Genomic DNA, 25318 nt, shown 5'->3' with positions numbered 1-25318 from the left:
TCTATATCGACCAATATGGGTGAGTTGGAATCATGGGTCAAGGTGCAAGGGCGACAATTCTCACGCCCGCTCTCTGCCGCGCGGCGCGCGGCCTGCTCGACTGGACCCAGACGGAGCTGGCCGACAGGGCCGCCGTCTCGCGCAGCACCATCCGCGATTACGAGGGAGGCCACCACGACATTCACCGCGCGACGGAGGCGCAGCTGCGCCTCGCCTTCGAAGGGGGTGGCGTCAGGTTCGTCGAAATCGAAGGCGCGGGCACCGGCCTCTGCCTCCCTGATCGGCCGAGCTAGAGCCTTTCCTGGTTAGATTGAAGCATTCTGCCGGAGCAGGTTTTCGTCAGGGCAGAGGCGATTGGCGACGGGCATACCCTCAGGTACGTCCGAGCCGATCGCCTCTGATCCTGGCGGAAAGGTGCCCGGCCCTTCGGGTTGGCTGAAACGGGCCGGCTGATCGACCGGCCGGCTTCGCCGTAGGACTGGGCTAAGACGCGCGCCGGCCGGTCGACCATCCGACTCCGTTTGAGCCAACAAAATGCTTCAATCTAACCAGGAAAGGCTCTAAACCGGACTCACGGCGCCAGGCAGGTGGCCGAGACTTTGTAGATATAGAGCGTCTTGCCCTTGTAGTAGCCTGCGGTCGGCTGCCAGCTCTTCAGCACCTCGGGCGTTTCGGCCGCGCAGGCGAAGGGACCGTCTGTCAGGAAAAGCACCTTGCCGGCGGTCTCGGCGGGCAGCGCGAATTCCTGCTCGTAATAGCTCTCCGGTAGGCCGGCCGGCGCCCGCGCATAGATCCTGTAGGAGGCATCGCGCAGCGTATAGAAAAGATCGGCGACCATGTCGCGGTTGTTGGTGACGATGATGTCGGTGCCGGCCTGATCGGCGAGCTCTGCGGCCTCGCGGCTGACCTCGGCGCGGCCGAGATAACGCTTCATCAATTCGTCGCCGTTCGGCAGCAGCACCTGCTGCGGAAAGATCGTCGCCAGCGGAAACAGCAGGCTTGCGACGCCGTTGATGGTGAGCGACAGCCTCAGCCCCTTCGGCCACATCCGGTAAAGCAGCCAGACGGCGAGGATCGTCCCCGCGACATAGGCGGTCACGGCCCAGTTGGCATAGGCCTTGGCGACCGTCGCCTGCAGGGTGATGAGCGCCACCACCGGCATCGACAGCCAGACCAGCATCTTCTCGCGGTCGTCGCTCCGGCCCTTGATCATACGATAGACCGCCCAGAGGATCGCGAAGAAGATGATCGGCCCGACGACACCGAACTGCGCGGCGAAGAATTCAAGTCCGCGGCGGAAATTGATGCCGAGGTCGCTCCAATGGGCGATATCCTGCGTATGGCGCACCGTCGTGTTGTCGTGCTGCAGGTTCCACCAGAGGTTCGGCAAGGCAACGACCGCCGCGACCGCGACGGCGATGATGAAATCCCGGATGGCGATCCGCGCCGCCGGAATGAGGAGCAGGGCAAGTGCGCCGCCCGGAACGACGAACAGCACTGCATATTTCGTCAGGAAGGCGAGGCCGACCCCGAGGCCCATGACGAGCGCCAGCCCGACCGAGCGCCGCTGCGTCAGGCCGAAATAGGCAAGCAGGGCGATAGCGATGAAGAACAGCAGGATGACGTCGGTCGAGAAGAACACCGAGGAAAGCGCCACGCCGGGCAGCGTGATATAGGTGGCGCCCGTCCAGCCTTCGATCTCCGGCCCCACGAAACGCTTCGCGACTTTCATCAGCACCAGTGCCGCCGCCATGTGGATCAATGGCCCGAGCAGCCTGATGAAGTAGATGGCGTCGGAGCCCGAAAACTCGGTCATCGTCCGGATCACCCAGGCTATCATCGGCGGCTTGGAATAATAGCCGAGATCGAGATTCTGCGACCAGAACCAGTACTGCGCCTCGTCGACGAAAAGGTCCGTCGCATCAAAATAGAGCGTGACCACGCGCCAGAGCGTGAAGCCGAGAACGATGAGAAGACCAGATCTGGGGGACATGAACGTGAGTGTTCCGCTGACATGAAATGCGCGAGTGCGATTACACCAAAGGCGCCGGACTGCCAACGGGGAAGGGGCTTAGAACACCCGCAGCATGCGGATGTCGCGGCTTGCCGCGAGGGAATCGAGCCGGGCGATGGCTGCAAGCACGCTCATTGCGATCAAGCAGGAACCCAATCCGAGAACAATCATTGCTCTGTCCTTGTCGACGTCATGTCTTGGTTGTCGACCGGCATATACCACGGAGCTTGCGTGTGCCTTGTAGCAGCCGTGCAACTCTCCGGCAGTATTTCTCGCGAACTGCCTTGAACTGCTTCAAAAGCCGGCTAGCGGACAGGCTTATTAACCTTCGGGCAAGGAATTAACCATAAACATTGGGTTACACGTCGGAATGGGAAGATGCACTCGTTCCCACCAGGCATGACGCCGTACCGCCGTACCGGGTCGATCCGGTATCCATCTCTTCAGACAGCTCCGAAACATGGCTGATCAGGGGGTTTTGAGCCGCCGGTTGTACCCGGAGGCTGAGGACCATCTCCACGCTTTGCGTTCATCGGATGCAGCGACAGTTTTAGCCGGGCATTCGCCCGGAACGTGGGTTGGGGACAGGCGTTGAGGCAGGACATGCCATCAGATCAGGCTCGTGGCGCGCAGGCAGGCAGCTTGCGCGACCGCCTGCGTTTTGCCGGTCTCGATGCCGATCAGTGCGAGCTGGTGCGCCGCAACCGGCCGGCCCTCGAAGCCTATCTGAAGGCAGGCCTGCGTGACCTTTTCCACCGGTTCCAGTCATTCCCCGACGCCTCGCGCAACTTCGAGACCGAGCGCCAGATCGAACGCCTGCATGATCTGCAGTCCTCGCATTGGGACGTGCTGACGGATGCCCGCTTCGACAGCCTCTATGCCGAGCGTGTCAAGGTTCTCTCCGATACCGAAAACAAGATGGGTCTCGACCCGCGCTGGCACGTCGCCGGTCATGGCGTCATGCTGGAGCACGTCCTTTCCGGCCTCGCCGAGGAGATCGCCGGCCGGCCGCTGCTGCCGTCGGCCAAGCGCCGCACCCGCGAAATCTCCGAACTGATGACGGCGATCGTCCGCATCGTCATGGTCGATGTGGAAATCGCCGTATCGCTCCGCTTCAATGCGCAGCGCGCCGCCCAGCACCGCGCGCTTGCCGATCAGCGCGCCGATCATGAGGCCGAGATCGTCAGGATCTTCGGCGATGTCATTGAAGGCCTGGCCGCCCGCGATCTGACGCGGCGCGCTCCCGTCGACGCCGACGGCGCCTATGCCGGGATCGCCGCTGCGCTGAACGGCGCCTTGGATGGTCTCCAGGCCGAATTCGCCGACATCACCGGACGCACCGTCAAGGCGGAAGCGGCAACGGCTTCGCTTGCCGACCTGTCGCGGCAGTTCGCCGGCGCGGCGTCCGGCCAGGCCGACCGGCTGCAGCTTTCCGCCGCCGCCCTTGCCGCCCTTGCCGGCAGCGTGCGTGACGGCGCCGCCGACAGCCGCGCCGCCGAACAGGCGGCCGCCTCGACGCGCGCTGCCGTCGAGGAAAGCGGCGAGGTCGTCGGCCGCGCGATCAGCGCCATGGCCGATATCGAACGGTCGGCCGAAAAGATCGGCCAGATTATCGGCGCGATCGACGAGATCGCCTTCCAGACCAATCTTCTGGCGCTGAATGCCGGCATCGAGGCTGCTCGTGCCGGTGATTCCGGCCGCGGTTTTGCCGTGGTCGCTCAGGAGGTCCGGGCGCTGGCACAGCGCTCGGCGGAAGCCGCCCGCGAGATCAAGACGCTGGTGACGACGACCAAGGCGCAGGTCGACGCCGGCGTGCAGATGGTCGGTCGCACGCAGGATTCAATCGGCAGCATCGTGCGCCAGGTGACTGACATCAATGCCGCCATCTCAGGCATCGCCATAAGGACCGGCGAACATGCCGCAAGCCTCGACGGCGTTATCGCGGACGTCAAGGGCCTGGGCGCCGAGGTGGCCGAAAGCGCCGGGCTTGCGGAACGTTCGACGCAAGGCGCCGACGATCTCCACACCGTCATTCTCGAGCTCGGCCGTACGGTGCGCGAATTCCGCATCGCCCGCGAAAACGCCCAGGCCGGCCGGCCGGCGCCGGCCCGCGTGGCGCCGTCGCGCGTCATCGACGCCGCCGCCCGCGCCGCCGCGGTCGAGGACGAATATGAAAATGACGATTTTGGCCTTCCCCAATCGCTCGCAAGCGTCGGAGGTGGGCGGAATGTTTACTAACCTATCGGATTATCGCCTCAGCTCATCTTTTCGGGCCGGGGACAAGGGGACAAGGACAAGCTGATGGTAGCAAAGAAGAGTGGCAAGACGCTGAATCTGACAGCGGTGCTCGACCTCAACGAGGCTTCCGCCTTGCGTGAAAAACTCCTTTCGTTCAGGGGCAGCGGTCTTTCGATCGACGCATCCGGCGTTGAGCGGATCGGTGCTCTTTGCGCACAGGTCCTGATGTCCGCCGAGAAGACCTGGGCACAGGACAAGCAGCCGTTCACCTTCTCCCAGGTGTCCGATGCATTTCAAAAAACCATGCAGCTGGTTGGCGTCAATTTTGACCACCTGCTTGCCAAGGAGATTCGGCAATGAAGAAAAAAGTACTGACCGTGGATGATTCCCGCACCATCCGAAACATGCTGCTCGTGACGCTGAACAATGCCGGCTTCGAGACCATCCAGGCGGAAGACGGCATCGAGGGTCTCGAGGTTCTCGAAGAGTCCAATCCTGATGTCATCGTCACCGACATCAACATGCCGCGCCTCGATGGTTTCGGCTTCATCGAAGGTGTCCGCCGCAACGAGAAATATCGGGCGATTCCGATCCTGGTTCTGACGACCGAGAGCGACGCGGAAAAGAAGAACCGCGCCCGCCAGGCCGGCGCCACGGGCTGGATCGTCAAGCCTTTCGACCCGGCCAAGCTGATCGATGCAATTGAGCGTGTAACCGCTTAAACCCAGGATTTGCTCCTATGGATATGAACGAAATCAAAGAGATCTTTTTCCAGGAGTGCGAGGAACAGCTCGCCGAGCTGGAATCCGGTCTTCTGAAAATGAACGATGGCGATCGCGATCCGGAAACCGTCAATGCGGTGTTCCGTGCCGTGCATTCGATCAAGGGGGGCGCCGGCGCCTTCGGCCTTGATGATCTGGTTGCCTTCGCCCATGTGTTCGAGACCACTCTCGATTGCGTTCGTTCCAATAAGCTCGAGCCGACCCAGGACGTCCTGAAGGTGATGCTGAAGTCGGCCGACGTGCTCGCCGACCTGACCAATGCCGCGCGCGACGGTGGCAGCGTCGATGAAAGCCGCAGCCGCGGCCTCGTCAAGGAGTTGGAAGCGCTGGCCAACGGTGAATTGCCGTCTCCCTCGGCCGCCGCTGAGGCGCCTGCGCCGAAGGCCGCGGCAAAAGCGGCCCCGGCTGCTCCGGCGCCGACCGCCAAACCCACCGATGACAGCGGCTTCCAGCCGATTCCCTTTTCCTTCGACGATTTCGGCAGCGACGATACGGCCTCCGACCTGCCGGCCTATGAAGTCACCTTCAAGCCGCGTTACGAGCTCTATTCCAAGGGCAATGACGCCACCCTTCTGCTGCGCGATCTCTCGCGTCTCGGGGAGATGACTATCTATTGTAATATGGATGAGCTGCCGGGTCTCGAGGAGCTCGATCCGGAAGGCGCCTATTTCTTCTGGAACGTCACGATCAAGACGGACAAGGGCGAAGACGCCATCCGCACCGTCTTCGAATTCGCCGAATGGGATTGCGACCTGACTGTCAAGCCGGTCGAGGCAGCAGGCGCCGGCGCGGCCGGCAATGAGGAACTGCCGATGGTGCCGGTTCCCTTCGATTTGTCGATCCTCGACGAGACGGACGCCACGGCGCAGGTTTCCGCCGCGCGGTCCGCAGATGCGACAGCCGCCGTTGCCGCTGCCGAGACCGCGTCCAACGTCACGCAGATGGCGGCCGCAGCCGCCCGCGTCGAGAAGAAGGAATCGGCCGCTGCCGCGGCCGCCGCGGCAAATGCCGCCGCCCAGAACAATACCGCCGGCGCCGGCCAGACGATCCGCGTCGATCTCGACCGCGTCGACCGCCTCATCAACCTCGTCGGCGAACTGGTCATCAACCAGGCGATGCTGTCGCAGAGCGTCATCGAGAACGACACGACCGGCACCTCCTCGATCAACATGGGCCTCGAAGAGCTGCAGCAGCTCACCCGCGAGATCCAGGACTCGGTGATGGCGATCCGCGCCCAGCCGGTGAAGCCGGTCTTCCAGCGCATGTCGCGCATCGTCCGCGAAATCGCCGACATGACCGGCAAGTCGATCCGCCTGATCACCGAAGGTGAAAACACCGAAGTCGACAAGACGGTTATCGACAAGCTGGCCGAGCCGCTGACCCACATGATCCGCAATGCCGTCGACCATGGCATCGAGACGCCGGAAAAGCGCGCGGCCGCCGGCAAGAACACCGAAGGCACCGTGCGCCTCACTGCCAAGCATCGTTCCGGCCGCATCTTGATCGAGCTTGCCGACGACGGCGCCGGCATCAACCGCGAGAAAGTTCGCCAGAAGGCGATCGACAACGACCTGATCCCGGCCGATGCCAACCTGTCGGATGAGGAGATCGACAACCTGATCTTCCTGCCGGGCTTCTCGACCGCCGACAAGATCTCCGACATCTCCGGCCGCGGTGTCGGCATGGACGTGGTCAAGCGTTCGATCCAGGCGCTCGGCGGCCGTATCAACATCACGTCCAAGCCGGGCCACGGCTCGGTCTTCACCATGAGCCTGCCGCTGACGCTTGCCGTCCTCGACGGCATGGTGGTCACCGTTGCCGGCCAGACGCTGGTCGTGCCGCTCACCGCGATCGTCGAAACCCTGCAGCCGGAAGCTGCCGCGATCCATTCCTTCGGCGCCAACCACCGGCTGATCTCGATCCGCAACTCTTTCTGCCCGCTGGTCGATGTCGGCCGCATCCTGAACTTCCGCGCCACCCAGGCCAATCCCGTCGAAGGCGTGGCGCTTCTGGTGGAATCCGAAGGCGGCGGCCAGCGCGCCTTGATGGTCGATGCCATCCAGGGGCAGCGTCAGGTGGTCATCAAGAGCCTGGAAGCCAACTACACCCACGTGCCGGGCATCGCCGCCGCCACCATTCTCGGTGACGGGCGCGTGGCGCTCATCCTCGATGTCGACGCGGTGGTCGGCGCCTCGCGCGGCCAGTCGCTCAAAGCGGAAATGTCGTTAGCAGCTGTAGGGTAAGGAATGTCGTACGCTGTAAAAAGTCTGAACCAGGGGGATCGCGAGCTGATCGCGTTCCGCATCGGAGATCAGGAATTTTGCGTGAACATCATGTCGGTTCGCGAAATCCGGGGCTGGACCCCCGCGACCGCGATACCGCATTCACCTGCCTATATGCTGGGGGTCATCAACCTGCGTGGCGCGGTGCTGCCGATCATCGATCTTGCCGCTCGGCTCGGCATGAAGCCCGCCGATCCCACAGCCCGTCACGTCATCATCGTCGCACAGGTCCGTCGCAAAGTCGTCGGCCTGCTGGTCGACGCCGTCTCCGACATTCTGACCGTCACCGACGAGATCGTCCAGCCGACGCCGGAAATCTCCTCCGACCTCGAGCGCCAATTTGCCCGAGGCATTCTCGCCATCGACAAGCGCATGATCTGCCTGATCGAGCTTGAAGCCCTCTTTTCCGAGACCGAAAGCGAAGCCGCATGAGTGCAATGGGTGCAAAGGATCAGAGGCAGGGAGCCGACCAGGTGCTGGCGAGCGGAGAATATCCGCTGACACGCCGCGACCTCACGGAAATCGCCGCCATGATCTACTCGGATGCCGGCATCTTCCTCAACGAGACGAAGGCTTCGCTCGTCTATTCGCGTTTGTCGAAGCATATCCGCAATCTCGGCCTTTCCGGCTTCCGGGAATATTGCGAACTCGTCGCTTCGCCGGCGGGTGCGGCGGAGCGCCGCGAAATGCTGTCGCATCTGACCACCAATTTCACTCGCTTCTTCCGCGAAAACCATCATTTCGAGCATCTGCGCGACCATGTGCTGCCGGAGCTTCTGCAGCGGGCGAGAGCGGGCGGCAGGGTGCGCATCTGGTCGGCCGCTTCCTCCGACGGGCAGGAACCCTATTCGATCGCGCTCACCGTGCTATCGCTGATGCCGAATGTCGCCGACTACGACTTTAAAATCCTGGCGACCGACATCGACCCGAAGATCCTGGCGATCGCCCGCGCCGGCGCCTATGACGAAACCGCGCTCGAAACCGTGTCGCCCGCCATGCGCAAGCAATGGTTCAGCGAAGTCGAGGTGCAGGGCCGCCGGAAATTCCAGGTCGACGACCGCGTCAAGCGACTGATCACCTATAACGAGCTGAACCTGATGGCGCAGTGGCCGTTCAAGGGGAAGTTCGATGTCATCTTCTGCCGCAACGTCGTCATCTATTTCGACGAGCCGACGCAGATGAAAATCTGGCAGCGTTTCGCCGGTCTGCTGCCGGAAGGCGGCCATCTCTATATCGGCCATTCCGAGCGCGTGTCCGGCGAGGCGAAACACGTCTTCGACAATATCGGCATCACGACCTATCGCTACACGACCAAGGGTCTCGGGAGGAAGGCATGAGCGCGCCGGCAAGGGTTCTTGTGGTTGACGACTCGCCGACGATGCGCGGTCTGATCACCGCCGTCCTGAGTTCGGACCCCGAAGTCAACGTCATCGGCCAGGCCGGCGACGCGCTGGAAGCGCGCGAGGCGATCAAGCGGCTGAACCCCGACGTCGTGACGCTCGACATCGAGATGCCGAACATGAACGGCCTCGATTTTCTCGAAAAGATCATGACGCTGCGCCCGATGCCGGTCATCATGGTGTCCACGATGACCCATCGCGGCGCCGAGGCGACGCTTGCAGCACTTGAGATCGGAGCTTTCGATTGCGTCGGCAAGCCGGGTCCCGGCGAACCGAGGCCCTTCGGCGACCTCGCCGAGAAGGTCAAGGCGGCCGCCCGCACGCAGCGCCAGTTCTCCCAACCGGCGGCTGCCGTCGCGCCGCCCTCCGTCACCGATTTCCGGGTCGGCCGCAAGATCGTCGCGATCGGCTCGTCGACCGGCGGCGTCGAGGCGCTGATTGCCGTGCTCCAGAAGTTCCCGGCCAATTGCCCGCCGACGGTCATCACCCAGCACATGCCGCCGACCTTCACCAAGAGCTTCGCCGAACGGCTGAACCGCCTCTGCGCGCCGGTGGTGCAGGAAGCGACCGACGGCGCCCGCCTCGAGATCGGCAAGATCTATCTGGCGCCCGGAGGCGAACGTCATCTTCAGGTCACCGGCGCTTCGGCGCCGTGCTGCCGCCTCCTCGACCGCCCCCCGGTCAACGGTCACCGCCCCTCGGTGGACGTGCTCTTTGATTCGGTTGCGGAACTGGCCGGCCGCAACGCCGTTGGCGTGATTCTGACCGGAATGGGCCGCGACGGCGCCGCCGGATTGTTGAAAATGCGTCACGCCGGCGCCAGAACCCTCGGCCAGAACGAAAAAACCTGTGTCGTTTACGGAATGCCAAGGGTTGCGCACGAACTTGGCGCCGTTGAGCAGCAGCTGCCACTGTCTGCCATCGGTGAGGAAATATTGAAAATGACAGCCGCCCGAAAGGAAGGGACCGAATAAATGTCGATCGCGGAGAAAATCAAAGTTCTGATCGTCGATGATCAGGTAACGAGTCGGTTGCTGCTCAGCGACGCGCTGACACAGCTCGGTTTCAAGCAGATCACTTCGGCCGGCGACGGCGAACAGGGCATGAAGATCATGACCGAGCAGCCGCACCATCTGGTGATCTCGGACTTCAACATGCCGAAGATGGATGGCATCGGTTTCCTTCAGGCCGTGCGCACCAACCCGAATACCAAGAAGGCGGCTTTCATCATCCTCACGGCCCAGGGCGATCGCGCGCTGGTGCAGAAGGCCGCCCAGCTCGGCGCCAACAACGTGCTCGCCAAGCCGTTCACGATCGAGAAGATGAGAGCGGCCATCGAAGCCGTGTTTGGAGCCTTGAAATGATCACTGAGGGGGCAGCCCGCCGCGTGCACATCATTCAAGGCGAGTATAAGGTTCTGAGCGATCCGAATGCGGTCCTCTCGACCATTCTCGGCTCGTGCGTGGCTGCGTGCCTCAGAGATCCTGTCGCCGGCGTCGGCGGCATGAACCACTTTCTGCTGCCCGGTTCGGCGACGTCGCCGACATCAGGCGGCGATGCCACGCGCTACGGCGTGCATCTGATGGAACTGCTGATCAACGGCCTCCTGAAGCAGGGCGCGAGGCGCGACCGACTGGAGGCAAAGGTCTTCGGCGGCGCAAAGACGATCTCGACCTTCTCCAACGTCGGTGAGCAGAATGCGGCCTTCGCCATGCAGTTCCTGAGGGATGAAGGCATCCCTGTGGTCGGCTCCTCCACCGGTGGAGAGCATGGGCGCAAGCTCGAATATTGGCCGGTCTCCGGTCGTGCCCGGCAATACCCATTGACCGGCGCCGAAACCCAGAGAACCGTCGCTCTCGAGCAGCGTCCCGCCGCTCCGCAGAAGCCCGCCGAAACCAGTATCGAATTTTTTTGATGCGAGGATTTTGATATGACATTTACCCAGGTAATGGAGCCGCCCGCGCCTGTGGAAGCGCTGAGCGACATCCTGATGCGCATCGTGTCCGAACTGCACGATGTCGCCTATTTGATCGAACGCATCGAGCCGCAGCTTCTCGAGCTCGGCGGCGCCGAAGTTCTGAATTCGCCGGACGCCATGAAGGTCATGCAGGGTATCGATCTGGCGGTGCAGAAATCGCGCGGCCTCGCCGAATTCATCGACACCATCACCGGCGAAATCCCGCTCGGCTGGACCGTCGACGTCGCAACCGCGCTCAGCCTCGTCAAGCTGGCGGAGATGCAGAAGGCACTGGGCGGCGCCACCCGCCACGGCCATTCCCAGCCGCTCAGCAAGGCGGCCGGCGACTTCGATTTCTTCTAACGCGCGCGTCCTTCAGCGCCGCCCCTCCCGTCTTGGGCCTTCGTTTCACCGACGTCGTTCTCGCAAAATCGCTGCATGACGGGCTTGAGCCTTTCGCTCGCGCGCTCTCCACGAAACGCTCGCACAAGTTTCGCCGATTATTCGTCAGATGAGGCAATAAGCCTGCTTTGTCTTTGACGGATCGTGCGAGAACAGAATGAATCTGTTAAATCAATTAGTTCAGATCTTTAAGAACTTTGCTGCCCTGGGCCGGACGCGCCTGATGATTCTGGGTGGCGTCGGCGCCGTTTCCATCGCCATCATCCTTGCGGCTGCCCTTTTCGTCAACAAACCGGCACAGGAAACGCTCTACGTCGGTCTCGACGCTCCCGATCTTAACCAGATCAGCATGGCGCTTGCCGAAGCCAACATCAATTTCCAGGTCGGCACGGATGGCGCCAGCATCACCGTTCCGGCGGGCATGACGGGCAAGGCCCGCCTGATGCTTGCCGAGCGCGGCCTGCCGAACAGCGCCAATGCCGGTTACGAACTCTTCGACAATGTCGGCTCGCTCGGCCTCACCTCTTTCATGCAGGAAGTGACGCGGGTTCGCGCACTGGAAGGCGAAATCGCCCGCACCATACAGTCGATCTCAGGCATAACAGCCGCCCGCGTCCACATCGTCATGCCGGAGGTCGGGAACTTCCGCAAGGCGGAACAGAAACCGACGGCCTCCGTGATGATTCGCGCCAGTGCGGCCACCGGGCGCGGCGCTGCGACTTCGATCCGCCATCTCGTCGCCTCGGCCGTGCCGGGGCTCGACGTTGATGACGTGACGATCCTCGATTCCGCCGGCCAGCTGCTCGCGTCCGGCGACGAGGCGAGCAACAGCTCGCTGAACCGCTCGCTTAACATCGTCCAGAACGTTCAGCAGGAAGTCGAATCCAACATCGACAAGGCGCTGGCGCCGTTCCTCGGCATGGACAACTTCCGCTCCAGCGTCACCGCCGACTTGAACACCGACGCTCAGCAGATCCAGGAAACGACCTACGATCCAGAATCCAAAGTCGAACGCTCGGTGCGCTCGACGAAGGAAGCTCAGCAGTCGCAGCAGAAGCAGTCCGACAATGCGACGACGGTCGAACAGAACATTCCTCAGGCAGCCCCCGACGCCGGCGGCGCCAGTGGCCCGGAATCGCAGGACAAGTCCGACAAGCGCGAAGAGCAGACCAATTACGAAATCAACAGCAAGACGACGGCGACGACCCGCAACAGCTATAAGGTCGAAAAGCTGTCCATCGCCGTGGTCGTCAACAAGGGCCGCATCGCCAAGATGGTCGGCGAGCCTGCCGATCAGGCCAAGGTCGACGCCTATCTCGCCGAAATGCAGAAGATCGTCGCTTCGGCCGCCGGCATCGACGCCAAGCGCGGCGACGTCGTCACCGTCACGGCCATGGACTTCCTCGAAAATCAGCTGCTCGAAGACGCCACCGGCGGTGTCCGGGTCATGGACATGCTGAGCCGCAATCTCGCCGGCATCATCAACTCGCTCGCCTTCGTCGCGGTTGCCTTCGTGGTGGTCTGGATGGGCCTGCGTCCGCTGGTCCGCAGCGTCAGCGGCAACGGTGCAGGCGCGGTTCTCGGCGACGCCACGCCGGAAGCGGCGGGGCTCGAGCTCCCGGACTTCGCGCCGGCGGCAGGGGCGCCTGGGGGCGCTCTCATGGACGGCTTCGGATCCGACTTCGGCTTCGACAGCACCGAGGATCTGCTCAGCCTCGGCGACGACGACGGCAACTTCAACCGCCGTGTCAAGGAAGGCCCGGAACGAAAGCTCGCCCGCATGGTCGAGATCAACGAGGAGCGCGCCGCGAAAATCCTCCGGAAATGGGCAATCGACGAGGCAGCATGAGAAAGGGCCGGGAAACCGGCCTTTTTCATGTTCGTGCCAGGCTTTCCCGTAAGGGGCTTGCCGGTCCCGGCAAAGGTCGGTAGGACGCGTTCAGCGAGGTGGATAAAGCTGCGGAGCCCACTCGCGTAAAACGCGAATCAAGTTGCGGTACAGCTAGAATCACCGTAGCCTCGACGATGTCTCGAGAGGCATGAGCGGCATTCGAATCAGGGCATGTACGGCGGCAAAAGTAAATCCCTAGAAGTCGGAGATGGTACTTTACATCGGCTGGCTTACCCTTGGGTGATTCGAAATGGGATTCCCGCGAGACATGAATTGAATCCTTTACAGAAAAACTGTCGTTGCACCGGGTGTGATCGTTTCTCAGCCGCAGGACGTTGCCAATGGATATGAACATATTTCAGGCGAGCAAAGGCGAGAGGCAGATGATGAATTTCGCAAGCGCAGTGGCGCCGGCTCTGTTGCCGCGCGATGAGCTGATCCAGCGGCTGCACAGTGTCGCCGGCACTGGCAGGTTGCAGTCCGGTTTGCGCGCCCTAACGGAATATGTCGGCGCTTCGCACTATCTGCTGGCGCGTTGTGATCTCATCCAGGAAAGCGGCCTCGATTTCGTCGTCTCCTCGGATTGGCCCTTCGACCTCGTCAAGGACATCGCCAACAATCTCGTCAGCGGCTATGCCCGCTCCACCGAGCTGGAAAAATGCATGCAGGTCCTTCAGCCGAATTTTGCGCTGCTGCCTGAGAGCGCCGGCGTGCCGGAGGGCGCCAGCCGCCAATATTGTTCATTGACCTTCAATGTCGGCCGCTCGCGGTTGGCCTTGATGTTCCTGTTCGGCGAAGGGTTCATCCTGTCGCCCGAGCGGCTGCGGGATGTCGGCCTGCTTGCCGGTTATGTCGCGAGCTTCCTGCGCTGCAGCGGCGCCAGGGTCGACCGCGATTTCGAACTGACCGACCGCGAGCTGGAATGCCTGTTCTGGATCGCCGAGGGCAAGACAAGCGACGAGATCGCGATGATCCTCGGAATCTCCCGCAACACGATCAACAACTATATCACCAGCGTGATGCGCAAGACGGCAACCAAGACCCGGTCGGAGGCGATTGCTTTCGCTGTCCGCAACAATCTCGTCTAGGGGGATTCATGGGGCATCCATCAAGCAGGCTGATGAATGGCGCCGATCCGCTGCGCATGGTGCGGGTGAACAGGATTTCCAGCCGGTCCGATCTTTTTCCGCGGCTGATCGCGATGCAGAAACTCGCCGATGCTCAAGGCTTCGCAATCTATCGCGTCAGCGGCTCCGGCCTGCCTGCAAAGCAGCGCCTCGTCTGCGAACTCGAGAACTGGGGATCTTCCAATGCCGGTTTCGGCAAGGCCTTCACGGATGCCTATGGCGATATCCTTCTCGATCATATCGAAAAGTCGCTGCTGCCGCTTTCATGGGCCGGTGCTCACGACCGGGCGGCCCCCGGCCCCGCCGACTTCGCGCCGTTCATGACGCGCCTGAAGGACGGCATCCTGCCTTTTTCAGGTCTTGCCTTTCCGGTGCGGCTCGGCGCCGTCGGCAATGGCTTCATCCTGTTTACGGGCGATGATATCGATCCTTCGAGCGACATGATCGTCGAGCTTCACGGCCGCTGCTGCCATATCATGATGGACCTACTCTCGCTCGACGAACGCCGCACGGGCGCCGCCGAGGCGCTGAGCGAGCGCGAGATCGCCTGTCTTCAGCTTGCCGGCGATGGTCGCATCAGCGAAGAGATCGCCGAAAAGCTCGGCCTGTCCGTGCACACGGTCAACGCCTATCTCGGCTCGGCGACGATCAAGCTCGATTCTGTCAACCGCATCCAGGCGATCGCCAAGGCGATCCGGCTCGGCTACATCAGCTGAGGCAACGTCCGCCGCCTTTCACGAAAGACGGCGCAAAGGCTTGATTGATTGGCGGCGATCAGCTGGCGAATGCGCGCGGTGGTTTCACGCTGTAGCGGGCTTGCCGAAGGCTCCTTTCCAGGAAAACGGTATTCTCGTCGGGGTCGGGAGAGGGATTCTGGAAGGCGATGTGATTGATTTCGATGCCGGCATGGTCCTCGGCAAGGGTGAGCTGGGCATAGACGGTGACGCCGCGCGGCTTGATTTCCAGGTCGAGAACGACTTCCGGCTTGCCGCCCCATTCCAGGGTATAGTTTCCGCCCAGGCCGAAATTGACCGTGCCCGGATGAAAGAAAAGCTCCGCGGCCGAAGCGACGAGATCGGCCAGATTGCCGTAATACTCGAAGCGCAGCAGTGAAATAAGGTCAGAGGCATCCAGAAGGCGCAGTTCAGTGGCGACCGGGCTGATCGCGTCTGCGAGGATCTTTTCACGCTGGGCAGAGTGAGGGCATTTTTTCATTCGGCTTATCTTACCCGTTTGTTCTTGGCGTCTGCGGCGTAGACCCTGTGTATGAGCTCCGCAACGGCCTTATAGAAGACTGACGGTATGACACTATCGACCGAGACTTGCGCAAACATGGAGCGTGCAAGTGGCGGATCTTCGAACACCGGGATGCCGTTCTGCTCGGCGATCTCTCTGATCTTCAGCGCAATGAGGTCCTGGCCCTTCGCCAGCACCACCGGAGCGTCGTTCTCCTCACGCGCGTAACGCAGCGCCACGGCGTAGTGCGTCGGGTTGGCGATGACGAGCGTTGCGCGGTGCACGTTGGCGATCATGCGCCGGCGCGCGCGGTCGCGCATCAGCGAGCGCTGGCGGCTTTTGACGAAGGGATCACCCTGCGCCTGCTTGTTTTCTTCCTTCACTTCGTGGCGCGTCATCTTGAGTTCGGTGAACCAGTGATGGCGCGTCCAGAAAAGATCGGCGATCGCCACGATCGCGGTGGCGACCAGCATGACGACGATGATCTTGCGCATCGCCGTCATCATCCTGACGAGGATGGTCTGCGGATCGGAGAACATCGCGTCGATCGAGCCGAAATATTCGCTCCTCAGCACGAAGAACAGAATCACCCCGACGACAACAACCTTGAACAGCGACTTTCCGAACTCGACGAGGCCGGGCAGGCTGAAGAGCCGTGACCAGCCCTTGATCGGTGAAATGCGCGAGGCCTGCGGCCTGATGCGTTCCAGCACAGGTGTCGGTAGGTTCTGGAAGATCGACGAGGCGATGCCGAAGACCATGAGCAGGATGAAGGCAGGCGCCAGCAGCGCAGCGAATGCCCAGCCGAGCCGCACGAAGAGCGCCAGGACATCCGGCCCCGTTTCGATCTTCCATTGATCGGGCTGCTCGAAGATATCGCGCAGCATTTCGCTCATGCGCCCAACGCTTTCGGGAAGGAAGAACACCAGATAAATGAAGGTGGCAAGGATGGTCGCGAAGATCGACAGCTCGCGCGAAAACGGCACATTGCCCTTTTCCGCGGCATCGCTTTGCTTTTTCGCGGTCGGGGCTTCTGTTTTGCTGTCCTTGTCATCGTCTGCCAAGTCGCGGCCCTCCGTCAAAGAAACAGGCCGCAGCGAATGCATGCCACCCAAGGGCAGCGGTTTTGGGATGACGACATGCATCAAAACAAAGAGCTGTAGCGCGTCGTGAAAACCGGGTTTTCTGCGACACGCTATAGAGCGCGGCCTATCGATGAAGGGTAGTCGCCTGTTGCACGGTGATCAACAGCCGCCTTTCAGGCGGCCGGATTTGTCAACAGTCTCGCAAGATCAGGCCGCTGCCGAAGCGTCGCCTTCCTTCTCCTTGAGCTCGATCTGGCCTGAGTTGGCCAGGCGAATCGCTTCCTGTGCCACGGCGCGCCGGGCAATGGCGATCTCGCGCGGATTGACCCCGCCCATGCCGCTCTGCAGATCCGATTCGATCATGCGGCGCTGGCGCGGGCTGATGGCGGAGAGAACCGATTCGCGGATCTCGGCCGGCGAGCCGCGCAGCGCGACGGTGAGCACGTCGGTCGAAATGTCGTTAAGCAGCAGCACGCGGCTGCGCTGCGGCATATACATCAGGTCCTCGAAGAGGAAGATCTTCGGCCGGACCTTGTTGACCGATTCGCGGCTGATCGATTCGAGCGAGGTGAGCAGCGTGTCGACCTGCGGTTTGTCGAGCTCGTTCATGAGATCGGCGACCTTCGTCGAGCCGGCTGCGTTGCGTTCCGCCTCGACTTCGGCAAGCAGCGTCATCACCTGGTTTTCGATGATCTGCGCAGCCTTCGGGCTGACGGCCTTCATGTTGACCGTGCGGTTCATGATGTCGGCGCGACGGTTGTCGGGAAGCTGCAGGAGCACCTTGGCGCCGAAGGAGGAGGGCATCATCGAAAGGATGTAGGCGACGGTCTGCGGATGTTCGCGCAGCAGGAACTGCGCGACGAATGCCGGCTCCGCCTCGCTGAGGCGATCCCAGATCGAGGTCTCGTAGGCCTGGAAGGCCGTGCGGCGGCCGAGCAGGCTGTCAACCTCGTCCGGCGTCAGGCCTTCTTCCAGAATGGCCTCGATCGCCTTGGCATTGTCCATCAGTCCGGCGCCCTCGGTGAAGAGGTCCTCGAACTCGGAGACGAGCGACAGCAGTTCGTCCGGCGGAATGGCGCGCAGCGACTGGGCAGATGCGATAATAGTCTGCAGCTCGGCCTGGGTGAAATATTTCAACAGCCGGCCGGCAACGCCCTTTCCCATGGCGAGAAGGACCGCCGCCGCCTTTTCAGCCTGGGTCAACGGTTTCCCGGCTAGCGCGCCGCCGAAATCGTCAAAGTCCATCATGGTCTAACCTCTCCGTCCCCACAGGGATCAGGCTTTTTTTGTACTCAAAACTTCTATCAGTTTCACGCCGAACCGGGTGTCGTCATTATCAAGCACCGTGATCTCGCCGCGTGCGATCCTGCGGCCGTTCACCATGATCTCGACAGGTTCGCCGATTTTCTTGTCGAGCGCGATCGTCGCTCCTTCGTTGAGATTCATCAGGCCGGAAACCTGCATCCGGCTGGTGCCGAGCATGATCTGGACATCGACCGGAATGTCCATGATCAGTTCAAAGTTCGAAGTCAGCGCGCTGCCGAGCGGCGCCGGCGCCGCCTCGAACGAAGAGCTGCCGCCGAAATCCATGCCTGCAGCCGGGCTGGCATTGCCAGCGCCGAAATCGCCGCCGAAATCGTCGCCGCCGAAAGGGGAATCCGAAATCTCGCCGCCAAAGGCCGCCAGATCCGTTCCTGCTCCGAAGGCATCATTCTCCAGGTCGCCGCCAAACTGCGACAGGTCGCCATCGGCATCCTGCTTCAGCACGCCGCGCAGATCGTCGATCGCCTGCTCGAGATCCGCTTCGCTGCCCGGCACATCCAGGGAGAGGTCGCTGTTCTGCTGTGTTTTCTTCGTAGCCATGAAATCACTATTCCAGTTGAAACTTGCCTCAAACTGCCTTTGCAGCCCAAAAGCCAGAGAACCGATTATTTCATCAAATGACGGATGAGTTCGTCATCCGAGTTCACCGTATCCTTGACGCGTACCATGTAATTTTCGCCTGAACGGCCAAACTCGCAGATATACAATTCCTTGCTGTTGGCGCTGACCTCGACGCGTACCTCGCCGGTGTCGCGGAAGGGGATGACGTCGCCGACCATCAGCTTCGATATCGTGCGCAGCGTCAGGTCCTGCAGGCTGATTCTGGCCTCAAGCGTGACATGCGAGCGGCGGACCTGATCGCCGAGCTGTTCGGTCCATTCCGGAGAGGCGCCACCGGCCTGACGCTTCGGCTTCGGCGGCGTTACCTTGGTCTTCAGCAGCGCCGTTTGCGGAACGATCAACGAGAATTCCGAAACGATGCCGGCGAGCGTGATCGACATGCTGATGGCGGCGGCGAATTCATCCGGCTTGTCTTCCGCCGGCCGGGGGCGCGTGTCATGGGCGTGCGGGGCCGAAAGGCTCGGTTCGAAACCGCCCGGCGCGTTGACCGCCGAGCGCAGCACCTTGGCGATCTTGTCGAAGACCATGACCGCCAGATCGAGTTCGATGATCGAGAGCAGCCGGTCGGCCGGTTCCTCGATCGTATCGGCGGTGGCGCCGAGCAGGTGTTCCATTAGCGTGATGACGAAACCATTGCCGCAGGCAAGCGTGACGTTCTGCGACCAGTTGCGCAGCATCATGTCGACGAGCGTCACGTTCGCGCTGAGATCATCGATCAGGTGGTTCTTGTATCCGATCTCGCAGCCGAGATAGTTGACCGTTACGTCGAGACCGGTTTCGCTTTTGATGACATCGGGAAAGAATTCGCTGTAAACCTCTCCGAAGGAGCTGCAGATCTTGGAAACCCTGCCTCTGTCGCCGAGCCCGCCGGTCAGCTTGGCGAGAAGCGCAGGATCCATTGCCGGGTTGTGGTGCGAAGCATTGCTCGTCATTTAAGCCGCCTTGTTCTCGCCGCCTGGGTTCATCATTTCCTGTTCGACGGCGTCAATGGACGGCCGCTCGTAGGCCGAGATCGTCTTGCGGCCGTATTCGAGAGCGACCTGCGGCACCGAGCCGTTCATATAGGCAAGCAGGGTCTGCTTGACGATGACGTAGAGGCGATGCTGCTTGTTGCGGACGACCTTGATCTGGGAGACCAGCGGCGAGCAAAGGCAGTAGGACAACAGAATGCCGAGGAAGGTGCCGACCAGCGCCGAGCCGATCAGGTGGCCGAGCACTTCGGGCGAATCGTTGATGTGGGCCATCGCCTTGATGACGCCGAGAACAGCCGCGACGATACCGATCGCCGGGAAAGAGTCGCCCATGATCTGGATCGCGTGGTAGGGCTTCATCTTGTCGTGCATGATGGTGTTGAGCTCTTCATCCATCAGCGCCTCGATTTCGTGGCTGCGCGCGTTGCCGATGATGATCAGGCGGACGTAATCGCAGATGAAGGCCGTCAGTTCCTTGTTCTTCAAAACCGTGGGCGCTTGCTGGAAGATCGCCGATTCGCCCGGATTATCGATATGGGCTTCGATTTCGTTTCGCGACTTGGTGCGCAGGTCGCGCATCAGCGAATAGAGCACGCCCAGCGTGTCGAGATAATTGCGCTCCTTCGGCACGGCGTGCTTGAAAGCTTCCCCGAGCGCTTTGCCGGAATCCTTCACCACCTTCATCGGGTTTGCCATGATGAAGCTGCCGAGACCCGCGCCGCCGATGATGACGAATTCGAAGGGCTGGAACAGAGCCTCCACGTGGCCGCCCATCGCCATGAAGCTGCCGACGATACAGCCGCAGGTCACTATAAATCCGATAATGATGTTCATCGTCAGCCCAATCTGAACGTTGCTTTTCTTTGAGACGGATAGGGTTTCTGCCTTGCGTGAGGCTGATGAAAAGGCCGCATGCCGGCATTTCAGCGTGCCAGCTTCGCGCAAGCATCTGCCGTCAATCTGAAGGAGACGAATGGGCGTTCGCGCCCGTTTCTGAGATGCCGCCTCAGCGAAATTCCGGCCGAAACCAGATCAGACGGCGCCCGGCTTTTCGTTCCGTTCATCGCCAATGCTTGGAGCTTTCCGACATGCAATCCGGTCTTTACGTTTCTCTGTCGTCGCAGATGGCGCTCGAAAAGCGCCTGAACACCATCGCGGACAACATGGCCAACGTGAACACGACCGGTTTTCGCGCCACCGAGGTGAAGTTCGACGAGATGGTGGCGGCCACCAAGAACAAGCTGAACACGAAGGTTGCCTTCGTCTCCCAGGGCAATGATTATCTCAACGAGCAGAACGGCGAACTGCAACACACCGGCAACATGCTCGATTTCGCCGTCAAGGGCGATGCCTGGTTTGCACTCGACACGCCGGCCGGCCGTGTGCTGACGCGGGACGGCCGCTTCACCCTGAAAGAAACCGGCGAGCTCGTCTCGATCCGGGGATATCCGGTTCTCGACGCTGCCGGCGCGCCGATCCAGCTCGATACGAAAGCCGGCGAGCCGGCGGTCGGCGCCGACGGCGTCATCTATCAGTCAGGCCGGCAGGTCGGATCGCTCGGGCTGTTCGAGGCCGATATCAGCAAGGGTTATCTGCGCTACGAAAACAGCGGCATCATGACCACCGATCAGCCGCGCGCCGTGGTGGACCACTTCAATGTCGGCGTCGAGCAGGGTTATCTGGAAAACTCCAACGTCAATGCCATGCGCGAGATCACCCAGCTGATCGAAGTCAACCGCGCCTTTGAAAGCATCTCGTCGCTGATGCGCGACAGCGAGGATTCGTTCAAGCAAGCCGTCCAGACGCTCGGGGGCAGCCGCTAATGCCTTTCGCCCAAAAGTGTGCGGCGGTTTGGGGAGGACGACATGCATAAGAACAAAGACCGAAAATGCGTCGCGTTTTCGGGTGGGATTGAAGCATGAGCACGCTACTGTCCGAGGACGGCCTTTCCCCGAAGCTGGCGTATCTGGCGGGTCTCATCGAGCAATATGCATCGCCCGAGTTCGCGGTTGCCCATGGCGGCCGCGTGCAGACCATTGCCGCCGGCCACTACACCGTTCGCGGTCTTTCCCGCCATGTTCGTCTCGGCGAGTTCGTGGCGCATAAATCCGCCTCCGGCGTCCATCTCGGCGAGGTCGTTCGTGTCGAGCCGGAGCTGATCTACGTCTGCCCGATCGAACCCGGCGAGCCGATCGGCATCCATGATACCGTCATCCGCAAGGGCGCCTTCCGTATTTCGCCGTCCGACAGCTGGTGCGGGCGCACCGTCAACTCGCTCTGCGAGCCGATCGACGGGCTGGGTCCGATCGTCGAGGGCCTCGATCGCCGCTCCATCTCCAACACCGCGCCGCCGTCGATGACCCGCCAGCGCGTCGGGACCGGCTTCAAGACCGGCGTGCGCGCGATCGATATCTTCTCGCCGCTCTGCCTCGGGCAGCGCCTCGGCATTTTCGCCGGATCCGGCGTCGGCAAGTCGACGCTTTTGTCCATGCTCGCCCGCGCCGATGCCTTCGACAAGGTCGTCATCGCGCTCGTCGGCGAACGCGGCCGTGAGGTGCGCGAATTCATCGAGGATACACTCGGCAGCAATATGAAGAAGGCGATCGCCGTCGTCGCGACCAGCGACGAGAGCCCGATGCTGCGCAAGATGGCACCGCTGACAGCAATCACCATTGCCGAGCACTTCCGCGACAAGGGCGAGAACGTCCTCTTCATCGTCGACAGTGTTACCCGTTTCGCCCACGCGATCCGCGAGGTGGCAACCGCCTCCGGTGAGCCGCCGATCGCGCGCGGCTATCCCGCGTCGGTCTTCACCGAACTGCCGCGCCTGCTCGAACGCGCCGGTCCAGGCCCCGAGGATGCAGGTACGATCACCGCGATCATCTCGATCCTCGTCGACGGCGACAATCATAACGACCCGATCGCCGATTCGACGCGCGGCATCCTCGACGGTCATATCGTCCTGCAGCGCAGCCTCGCCGAAGAAGGGCGTTATCCGCCAATCGATCCGCTCGCCTCGATCTCGCGTCTTGCCCGTAAGGCCTGGACGCCGGACCAGGAAAAGCTGGTGTCGCGGCTGAAAGTGTTGATCCACCGCTTTGAGGAGACGCGAGACCTGCGCCTGATCGGCGGTTACCGCCAGGGCGCCGATCCCGATCTCGACATGGCGGTCAAGCAGGTCCCCATCATTTACGACGTCCTGAAACAGGCGCCGGGCGATCGTGAGTCGGTCGACGCCTTTGCTGATCTCGCCGGCGCGCTGAAGGCGGCAGCCGGCATGGGCAATCAGGGCGCACCCATCCAAAGGAGATAGGCGTGGCTGAATTCGACGACGAACGCATCGCTTCGCTGAAGCAGCGCAGGAAGGGCGCCATGCTGGATCGGTTTCTCACCTACACCGGCCTGGCGCTTGCCGGCGCTTCGGCCTTTTTCCCCTGGTACGTCTTCTTCAACGCCGACAAGTTCGGCATCAACGTCGCCGCCAGCAGCAATTCGCGCGAACTGCCGGATTGGCCGGCCCGCAACGTATTCAGCGTCTCGCCGCTGGCCATGGTCAACAAGAACGAGGCGGCCAAGAAGGTTCCGACAGTCGATCCGCTGACAACGGCAACGGTCTCCGATCTCGGCAAGGCGCGTGATGGCGGCGACATGCTGGAAGATCAGCCTTTCCCTGGCAAGTCTTCCTTCCGTCTGCTGCATGTCTCCAACGGCCGGGCGCTGATCGAGGATCCCTCGGGCATGTATGTCGTGCGCATCGGCTCGGTCCTGCCCGACGAAAGCCGTCTTGCGACGCTGGAGCAGCGGGACGGCAAGTGGGTGATCATCACCTCCAAGGGTGAGATCTACAAGAACGACTGAACCGCTTCAAAGGCCGAAGGCAACAGGGGCTCCGCCACAGACCGGCAGGAGCCCTTTCTCTTATACGGCCCGGCCGAAAGCGCCTCCAAGCCCGATTTCCGGTAAGTCCCACGCAAGATTACCGCACTAGGTTCGGGCTAGTAAAAACGGAGAGTTCTCATGCAACCGATCCAACTTTTCGACTTGGCTTCGCGACAGGCGGAATGGCTGACGATCCGTCAGCAGGTTGTTGCCGGCAATATCGCGAATGCCAATACCCCGAAATTTCGCGCCAAGGACGTCACGCCGTTTGACGCCGTCCTGGACAGGTCCGACATCACCATGGCGCGCACCAATCCGGCGCATCTGAGCGGCAACGATTTCAGCGTCAGCGGCGATATCGACGTCAAGGACGCCGCGCTCGACCAGGAGATCGGCATTCAGGAATCCGGCAACACCGTCGGACTGGCCGAGGAGCTTTCGAAGTCGGGCGACATCAAACGCCAGTACGATCTGAACACCTCGCTGGTCAGCTCCTTCAACCGCATGATGCTGATGACCGTCAGGAAGTAATTGTCATGGATCCGCTTTCCGCCGCTATGAAAATTGCCGGTTCGGGGCTCGAGGCGCAATCGACGCGTCTACGCATCGTCTCGGAAAACATCGCCAACGCCCGTTCGACCGGCGACACGCCCGGCGCCGACCCCTATCGCCGCAAGACGATTACCTTCGGCCAGCAGATGGACCGCGCGAGCGGCGTCGAGATGGTCAACGTCAAGAAGGTCGGCGTCGACGAAGGTGATTTCAGCACCGAATTCGACCCCAGCAACCCGGCTGCGGACCAGAAGGGCGTCGTCAAGCTGCCGAACGTCAACATCTTGGTCGAGATGGCCGACATGCGTGAAGCCAACCGCTCCTACGACGCCAACCTGCAGACCATCAAGCAGACCCGCGACCTCATTTCGTCCACGATCGATCTTCTGAAGAGCCAATAATAAATGATCAGCAGCGTCCAGAATGTCAGCAACCTTTCGATGACTCGTGCGCTCGGCGCCGTCGACACCGAAAATTCCGCCTCAGCGTCCGCAACGACCATGCCGGGCACCGCGGGTGCGGCCAACGGTATGAGCTTCGCATCCGTCATGGGCAACATGGCGACCGAGGCTGTCAACAGTCTGAAGGGCGCCGAAAGCATGTCCTTTGCCGGCATCAAGGGCACGGCGACGACCCGTGAAGTCGTCGATTCCATGCTCCAGGCCGAGCAGACGCTGCAGACTGCGATTGCCATCCGCGACAAGATCGTCTCGGCCTTTCTCGAAGTCACCAAGATGCAGATGTAACTGATTTGAGGACGAACACATGAGAGCGCTCGCCATTGCAGCAACGGGCATGGATGCCCAGCAGACCAACCTGGAAGTTATCGCGAACAACATCGCCAACATCAACACCACAGGCTTCAAGCGCGCCCGCGCCGAGTTCACGGATCTGCTCTATCAGACCGAACGCGCCAAGGGCGTCGCCAACCGCGCCAACCAGGCCGTCGTTCCCGAAGGCGCCAATATCGGTCTCGGCGTTCAGACGTCTGCGGTGCGCAATCTGCATCTCCAGGGCGAACTCACCCAGACCGGCAACGATCTCGACATCGCACTGATCGGCAAGGGCTTCTTCCAGATCCAGTCGACCGACGGCACCACGCTCTATACCCGCGCCGGCGCCTTCAACAAGAACGACCAGGGCCAGCTCGTCACGATCGATGGCTATGAAGTCCTTCCCGGCATCACCATTCCGCAGGGGTCGACCGAACTGACCATCAGCCGCTCCGGCGAAGTGTCGGTCAAGCTGCCCGGGCAGACCAATACGACCGTGCTTGGCCAGTTGACGCTTGCCGACTTCGTCAACGAGGCGGGCCTCCAGCCGATCGGCGACAACCTCTTCCAGGAAACGGCCGCCTCCGGCGAGGCCGTCGTCGGCAATCCCGACGAGGAAGGCTTCGCCTACATGAAGCAGGGCTATCTGGAGTCCTCGAACGTCGATCCGGTGAAGGAAATCACCGAGCTGATATCGGCCCAGCGCGCTTACGAAATGAACTCCAAGGTGATCACTACCGCTGATGAAATGGCCTCCATCGTCAGCAAGAACCTGAAGTAAAGGG

28 protein-coding genes are annotated in these 25318 nt (G+C 61.7%); 21 read left to right on the top strand and 7 right to left on the bottom strand.

What is annotated here, in order from left to right; all coding sequences use genetic code 11:
• Positions 1–32: 32 nt before the first annotated feature.
• Entirely contained in the window at positions 33–293 is a 261-nt protein-coding gene (locus tag PYR71_RS02065) for a helix-turn-helix transcriptional regulator (protein WP_275618039.1), read from the top strand.
• 278 nt (positions 294–571) lie between these two features.
• Here PYR71_RS02065 and PYR71_RS02060 read toward each other — a convergent pair whose 3' ends face one another.
• Positions 572–1993, bottom strand: a complete 1422-nt coding sequence (locus tag PYR71_RS02060; protein ID WP_275618038.1) for an ArnT family glycosyltransferase — start codon at positions 1991–1993, stop codon at positions 572–574.
• A gap of 624 nt (positions 1994–2617) precedes the next feature.
• Here PYR71_RS02060 and PYR71_RS02055 point away from each other — a divergent pair.
• The 13 genes from PYR71_RS02055 to visR all read left to right on the top strand — a co-directional run bounded on the left by PYR71_RS02055 (position 2618) and on the right by visR (position 14809).
• On the top strand, positions 2618–4252 hold the full coding sequence (locus PYR71_RS02055; protein ID WP_275618037.1) for a globin-coupled sensor protein: 1635 nt from the start codon (positions 2618–2620) through the stop codon (positions 4250–4252).
• A 63-nt stretch (positions 4253–4315) separates the two neighbouring features.
• The gene (locus PYR71_RS02050; RefSeq protein ID WP_039617876.1) at positions 4316–4612 is read left to right on the top strand and encodes an STAS domain-containing protein; all 297 of its coding nucleotides are present in this window, start codon (positions 4316–4318) and stop codon (positions 4610–4612) included.
• Positions 4609–4974 (top strand): chemotaxis response regulator CheY1, encoded by a 366-nt coding sequence (gene cheY1 / locus PYR71_RS02045; protein WP_003545492.1) that lies wholly within the window; start codon positions 4609–4611, stop codon positions 4972–4974. The genes PYR71_RS02050 and cheY1 overlap by 4 nt, the downstream gene beginning before the upstream one ends.
• 17 nt (positions 4975–4991) lie before the next feature.
• Positions 4992–7277 (top strand): chemotaxis protein CheA, encoded by a 2286-nt coding sequence (locus PYR71_RS02040; protein WP_183914512.1) that lies wholly within the window; start codon positions 4992–4994, stop codon positions 7275–7277.
• A gap of 3 nt (positions 7278–7280) precedes the next feature.
• On the top strand, positions 7281–7748 hold the full coding sequence (locus PYR71_RS02035; RefSeq protein WP_183914514.1) for a chemotaxis protein CheW: 468 nt from the start codon (positions 7281–7283) through the stop codon (positions 7746–7748).
• Positions 7745–8653 carry a protein-glutamate O-methyltransferase CheR gene (cheR, locus tag PYR71_RS02030; protein WP_275618036.1) on the top strand — a complete coding sequence of 303 codons (909 nt, stop codon included), beginning with the start codon at positions 7745–7747 and terminating at the stop codon, positions 8651–8653. The genes PYR71_RS02035 and cheR overlap by 4 nt, the downstream gene beginning before the upstream one ends.
• Positions 8650–9690: a protein-glutamate O-methylesterase CheB gene (cheB, locus tag PYR71_RS02025; RefSeq protein ID WP_275618035.1), complete on the top strand. Its 1041-nt coding sequence runs from the start codon at positions 8650–8652 to the stop codon at positions 9688–9690. Before cheR ends, cheB begins: the two co-directional genes overlap by 4 nt.
• Positions 9691–10080, top strand: coding sequence for a response regulator (locus PYR71_RS02020; RefSeq protein ID WP_183914518.1), 390 nt, complete (start codon positions 9691–9693; stop codon positions 10078–10080). It abuts the gene before it with no gap.
• Positions 10077–10631: a chemoreceptor glutamine deamidase CheD gene (cheD, locus tag PYR71_RS02015; protein WP_183914520.1), complete on the top strand. Its 555-nt coding sequence runs from the start codon at positions 10077–10079 to the stop codon at positions 10629–10631. Before PYR71_RS02020 ends, cheD begins: the two co-directional genes overlap by 4 nt.
• A gap of 15 nt (positions 10632–10646) precedes the next feature.
• Positions 10647–11036, top strand: a complete 390-nt coding sequence (cheT, locus tag PYR71_RS02010) for a chemotaxis protein CheT (protein ID WP_275618034.1) — start codon at positions 10647–10649, stop codon at positions 11034–11036.
• 196 nt (positions 11037–11232) lie between these two features.
• Positions 11233–12924, top strand: a complete 1692-nt coding sequence (fliF, locus tag PYR71_RS02005; protein WP_183914522.1) for a flagellar basal-body MS-ring/collar protein FliF — start codon at positions 11233–11235, stop codon at positions 12922–12924.
• 383 nt (positions 12925–13307) lie between these two features.
• On the top strand, positions 13308–14054 hold the full coding sequence (visN, locus tag PYR71_RS02000) for a transcriptional regulator VisN (protein ID WP_275618033.1): 747 nt from the start codon (positions 13308–13310) through the stop codon (positions 14052–14054).
• Positions 14055–14062: 8 nt separating this feature from the next.
• Positions 14063–14809, top strand: coding sequence for a transcriptional regulator VisR (visR, locus tag PYR71_RS01995; protein WP_183914526.1), 747 nt, complete (start codon positions 14063–14065; stop codon positions 14807–14809).
• 58 nt (positions 14810–14867) lie between these two features.
• Here the strand turns inward: visR and PYR71_RS01990 are convergent, their stop codons facing one another.
• From PYR71_RS01990 to motA, 6 genes are all read right to left on the bottom strand, one after another.
• Entirely contained in the window at positions 14868–15308 is a 441-nt protein-coding gene (locus tag PYR71_RS01990) for a hypothetical protein (RefSeq protein WP_183914528.1), read from the bottom strand.
• A gap of 5 nt (positions 15309–15313) precedes the next feature.
• Positions 15314–16393, bottom strand: a complete 1080-nt coding sequence (gene flhB, locus PYR71_RS01985; RefSeq protein WP_183914531.1) for a flagellar biosynthesis protein FlhB — start codon at positions 16391–16393, stop codon at positions 15314–15316.
• Positions 16394–16621: 228 nt separating this feature from the next.
• Positions 16622–17662: a flagellar motor switch protein FliG gene (gene fliG, locus PYR71_RS01980; RefSeq protein WP_183914533.1), complete on the bottom strand. Its 1041-nt coding sequence runs from the start codon at positions 17660–17662 to the stop codon at positions 16622–16624.
• 27 nt (positions 17663–17689) lie between these two features.
• A complete protein-coding gene (fliN, locus tag PYR71_RS01975; protein ID WP_275618032.1) occupies positions 17690–18277 on the bottom strand; it encodes a flagellar motor switch protein FliN in 588 nt (195 codons plus the stop codon).
• 65 nt (positions 18278–18342) lie between these two features.
• Entirely contained in the window at positions 18343–19290 is a 948-nt protein-coding gene (locus tag PYR71_RS01970; protein ID WP_275618031.1) for a FliM/FliN family flagellar motor switch protein, read from the bottom strand.
• Entirely contained in the window at positions 19291–20163 is an 873-nt protein-coding gene (gene motA, locus PYR71_RS01965; protein ID WP_183914539.1) for a flagellar motor stator protein MotA, read from the bottom strand.
• 254 nt (positions 20164–20417) lie between these two features.
• On the opposite strand from motA, the gene flgF reads away from it, so the two are divergent.
• From flgF to flgG, 7 genes are all read left to right on the top strand, one after another.
• Positions 20418–21152, top strand: coding sequence for a flagellar basal-body rod protein FlgF (gene flgF, locus PYR71_RS01960; protein ID WP_275618030.1), 735 nt, complete (start codon positions 20418–20420; stop codon positions 21150–21152).
• A gap of 95 nt (positions 21153–21247) precedes the next feature.
• Complete coding sequence (gene fliI / locus PYR71_RS01955) at positions 21248–22642, top strand: flagellar protein export ATPase FliI (protein WP_275618029.1); 1395 nt, start codon at positions 21248–21250, stop codon at positions 22640–22642.
• Between the two features lie 2 nt (positions 22643–22644).
• On the top strand, positions 22645–23187 hold the full coding sequence (locus tag PYR71_RS01950) for a flagellar protein (RefSeq protein ID WP_275618028.1): 543 nt from the start codon (positions 22645–22647) through the stop codon (positions 23185–23187).
• A gap of 159 nt (positions 23188–23346) precedes the next feature.
• Positions 23347–23739, top strand: a complete 393-nt coding sequence (flgB, locus tag PYR71_RS01945; protein WP_183914548.1) for a flagellar basal body rod protein FlgB — start codon at positions 23347–23349, stop codon at positions 23737–23739.
• 5 nt (positions 23740–23744) lie between these two features.
• Positions 23745–24161: a flagellar basal body rod protein FlgC gene (gene flgC, locus PYR71_RS01940; protein ID WP_275618027.1), complete on the top strand. Its 417-nt coding sequence runs from the start codon at positions 23745–23747 to the stop codon at positions 24159–24161.
• Between the two features lie 3 nt (positions 24162–24164).
• On the top strand, positions 24165–24506 hold the full coding sequence (fliE, locus tag PYR71_RS01935; RefSeq protein WP_183914552.1) for a flagellar hook-basal body complex protein FliE: 342 nt from the start codon (positions 24165–24167) through the stop codon (positions 24504–24506).
• 19 nt (positions 24507–24525) lie between these two features.
• Positions 24526–25314, top strand: coding sequence for a flagellar basal-body rod protein FlgG (flgG, locus tag PYR71_RS01930; RefSeq protein ID WP_183914554.1), 789 nt, complete (start codon positions 24526–24528; stop codon positions 25312–25314).
• The last annotated feature ends 4 nt before the right edge of the window (positions 25315–25318 follow it).

This window comes from Rhizobium mulingense, from assembly GCF_029194105.1.
In the GTDB taxonomy this organism is placed as follows: Bacteria; Pseudomonadota; Alphaproteobacteria; order Rhizobiales; family Rhizobiaceae; genus Rhizobium; species Rhizobium mulingense.
This window is presented reverse-complemented; position numbering and strand designations above follow the sequence as displayed.

Bases quoted from the DNA above. Each gene is read 5' to 3' on its own strand.
- PYR71_RS02065 (WP_275618039.1), top strand. From the start codon at position 33: ATGGGTCAAGGTGCAAGGGCGACAATTCTCACGCCCGCTCTCTGCCGC.
- PYR71_RS02060 (WP_275618038.1), bottom strand. From the start codon at position 1,993: ATGTCCCCCAGATCTGGTCTTCTCATCGTTCTCGGCTTCACGCTCTGG.
- PYR71_RS02055 (WP_275618037.1), top strand. From the start codon at position 2,618: ATGCCATCAGATCAGGCTCGTGGCGCGCAGGCAGGCAGCTTGCGCGAC.
- PYR71_RS02050 (WP_039617876.1), top strand. From the start codon at position 4,316: ATGGTAGCAAAGAAGAGTGGCAAGACGCTGAATCTGACAGCGGTGCTC.
- cheY1 (WP_003545492.1), top strand. From the start codon at position 4,609: ATGAAGAAAAAAGTACTGACCGTGGATGATTCCCGCACCATCCGAAAC.
- PYR71_RS02040 (WP_183914512.1), top strand. From the start codon at position 4,992: ATGGATATGAACGAAATCAAAGAGATCTTTTTCCAGGAGTGCGAGGAA.
- PYR71_RS02035 (WP_183914514.1), top strand. From the start codon at position 7,281: ATGTCGTACGCTGTAAAAAGTCTGAACCAGGGGGATCGCGAGCTGATC.
- cheR (WP_275618036.1), top strand. From the start codon at position 7,745: ATGAGTGCAATGGGTGCAAAGGATCAGAGGCAGGGAGCCGACCAGGTG.
- cheB (WP_275618035.1), top strand. From the start codon at position 8,650: ATGAGCGCGCCGGCAAGGGTTCTTGTGGTTGACGACTCGCCGACGATG.
- PYR71_RS02020 (WP_183914518.1), top strand. From the start codon at position 9,691: ATGTCGATCGCGGAGAAAATCAAAGTTCTGATCGTCGATGATCAGGTA.
- cheD (WP_183914520.1), top strand. From the start codon at position 10,077: ATGATCACTGAGGGGGCAGCCCGCCGCGTGCACATCATTCAAGGCGAG.
- cheT (WP_275618034.1), top strand. From the start codon at position 10,647: ATGACATTTACCCAGGTAATGGAGCCGCCCGCGCCTGTGGAAGCGCTG.
- fliF (WP_183914522.1), top strand. From the start codon at position 11,233: ATGAATCTGTTAAATCAATTAGTTCAGATCTTTAAGAACTTTGCTGCC.
- visN (WP_275618033.1), top strand. From the start codon at position 13,308: ATGGATATGAACATATTTCAGGCGAGCAAAGGCGAGAGGCAGATGATG.
- visR (WP_183914526.1), top strand. From the start codon at position 14,063: ATGGGGCATCCATCAAGCAGGCTGATGAATGGCGCCGATCCGCTGCGC.
- PYR71_RS01990 (WP_183914528.1), bottom strand. From the start codon at position 15,308: ATGAAAAAATGCCCTCACTCTGCCCAGCGTGAAAAGATCCTCGCAGAC.
- fliG (WP_183914533.1), bottom strand. From the start codon at position 17,662: ATGATGGACTTTGACGATTTCGGCGGCGCGCTAGCCGGGAAACCGTTG.
- fliN (WP_275618032.1), bottom strand. From the start codon at position 18,277: ATGGCTACGAAGAAAACACAGCAGAACAGCGACCTCTCCCTGGATGTG.
- PYR71_RS01970 (WP_275618031.1), bottom strand. From the start codon at position 19,290: ATGACGAGCAATGCTTCGCACCACAACCCGGCAATGGATCCTGCGCTT.
- motA (WP_183914539.1), bottom strand. From the start codon at position 20,163: ATGAACATCATTATCGGATTTATAGTGACCTGCGGCTGTATCGTCGGC.
- flgF (WP_275618030.1), top strand. From the start codon at position 20,418: ATGCAATCCGGTCTTTACGTTTCTCTGTCGTCGCAGATGGCGCTCGAA.
- fliI (WP_275618029.1), top strand. From the start codon at position 21,248: ATGAGCACGCTACTGTCCGAGGACGGCCTTTCCCCGAAGCTGGCGTAT.
- flgB (WP_183914548.1), top strand. From the start codon at position 23,347: ATGCAACCGATCCAACTTTTCGACTTGGCTTCGCGACAGGCGGAATGG.
- flgC (WP_275618027.1), top strand. From the start codon at position 23,745: ATGGATCCGCTTTCCGCCGCTATGAAAATTGCCGGTTCGGGGCTCGAG.
- fliE (WP_183914552.1), top strand. From the start codon at position 24,165: ATGATCAGCAGCGTCCAGAATGTCAGCAACCTTTCGATGACTCGTGCG.
- flgG (WP_183914554.1), top strand. From the start codon at position 24,526: ATGAGAGCGCTCGCCATTGCAGCAACGGGCATGGATGCCCAGCAGACC.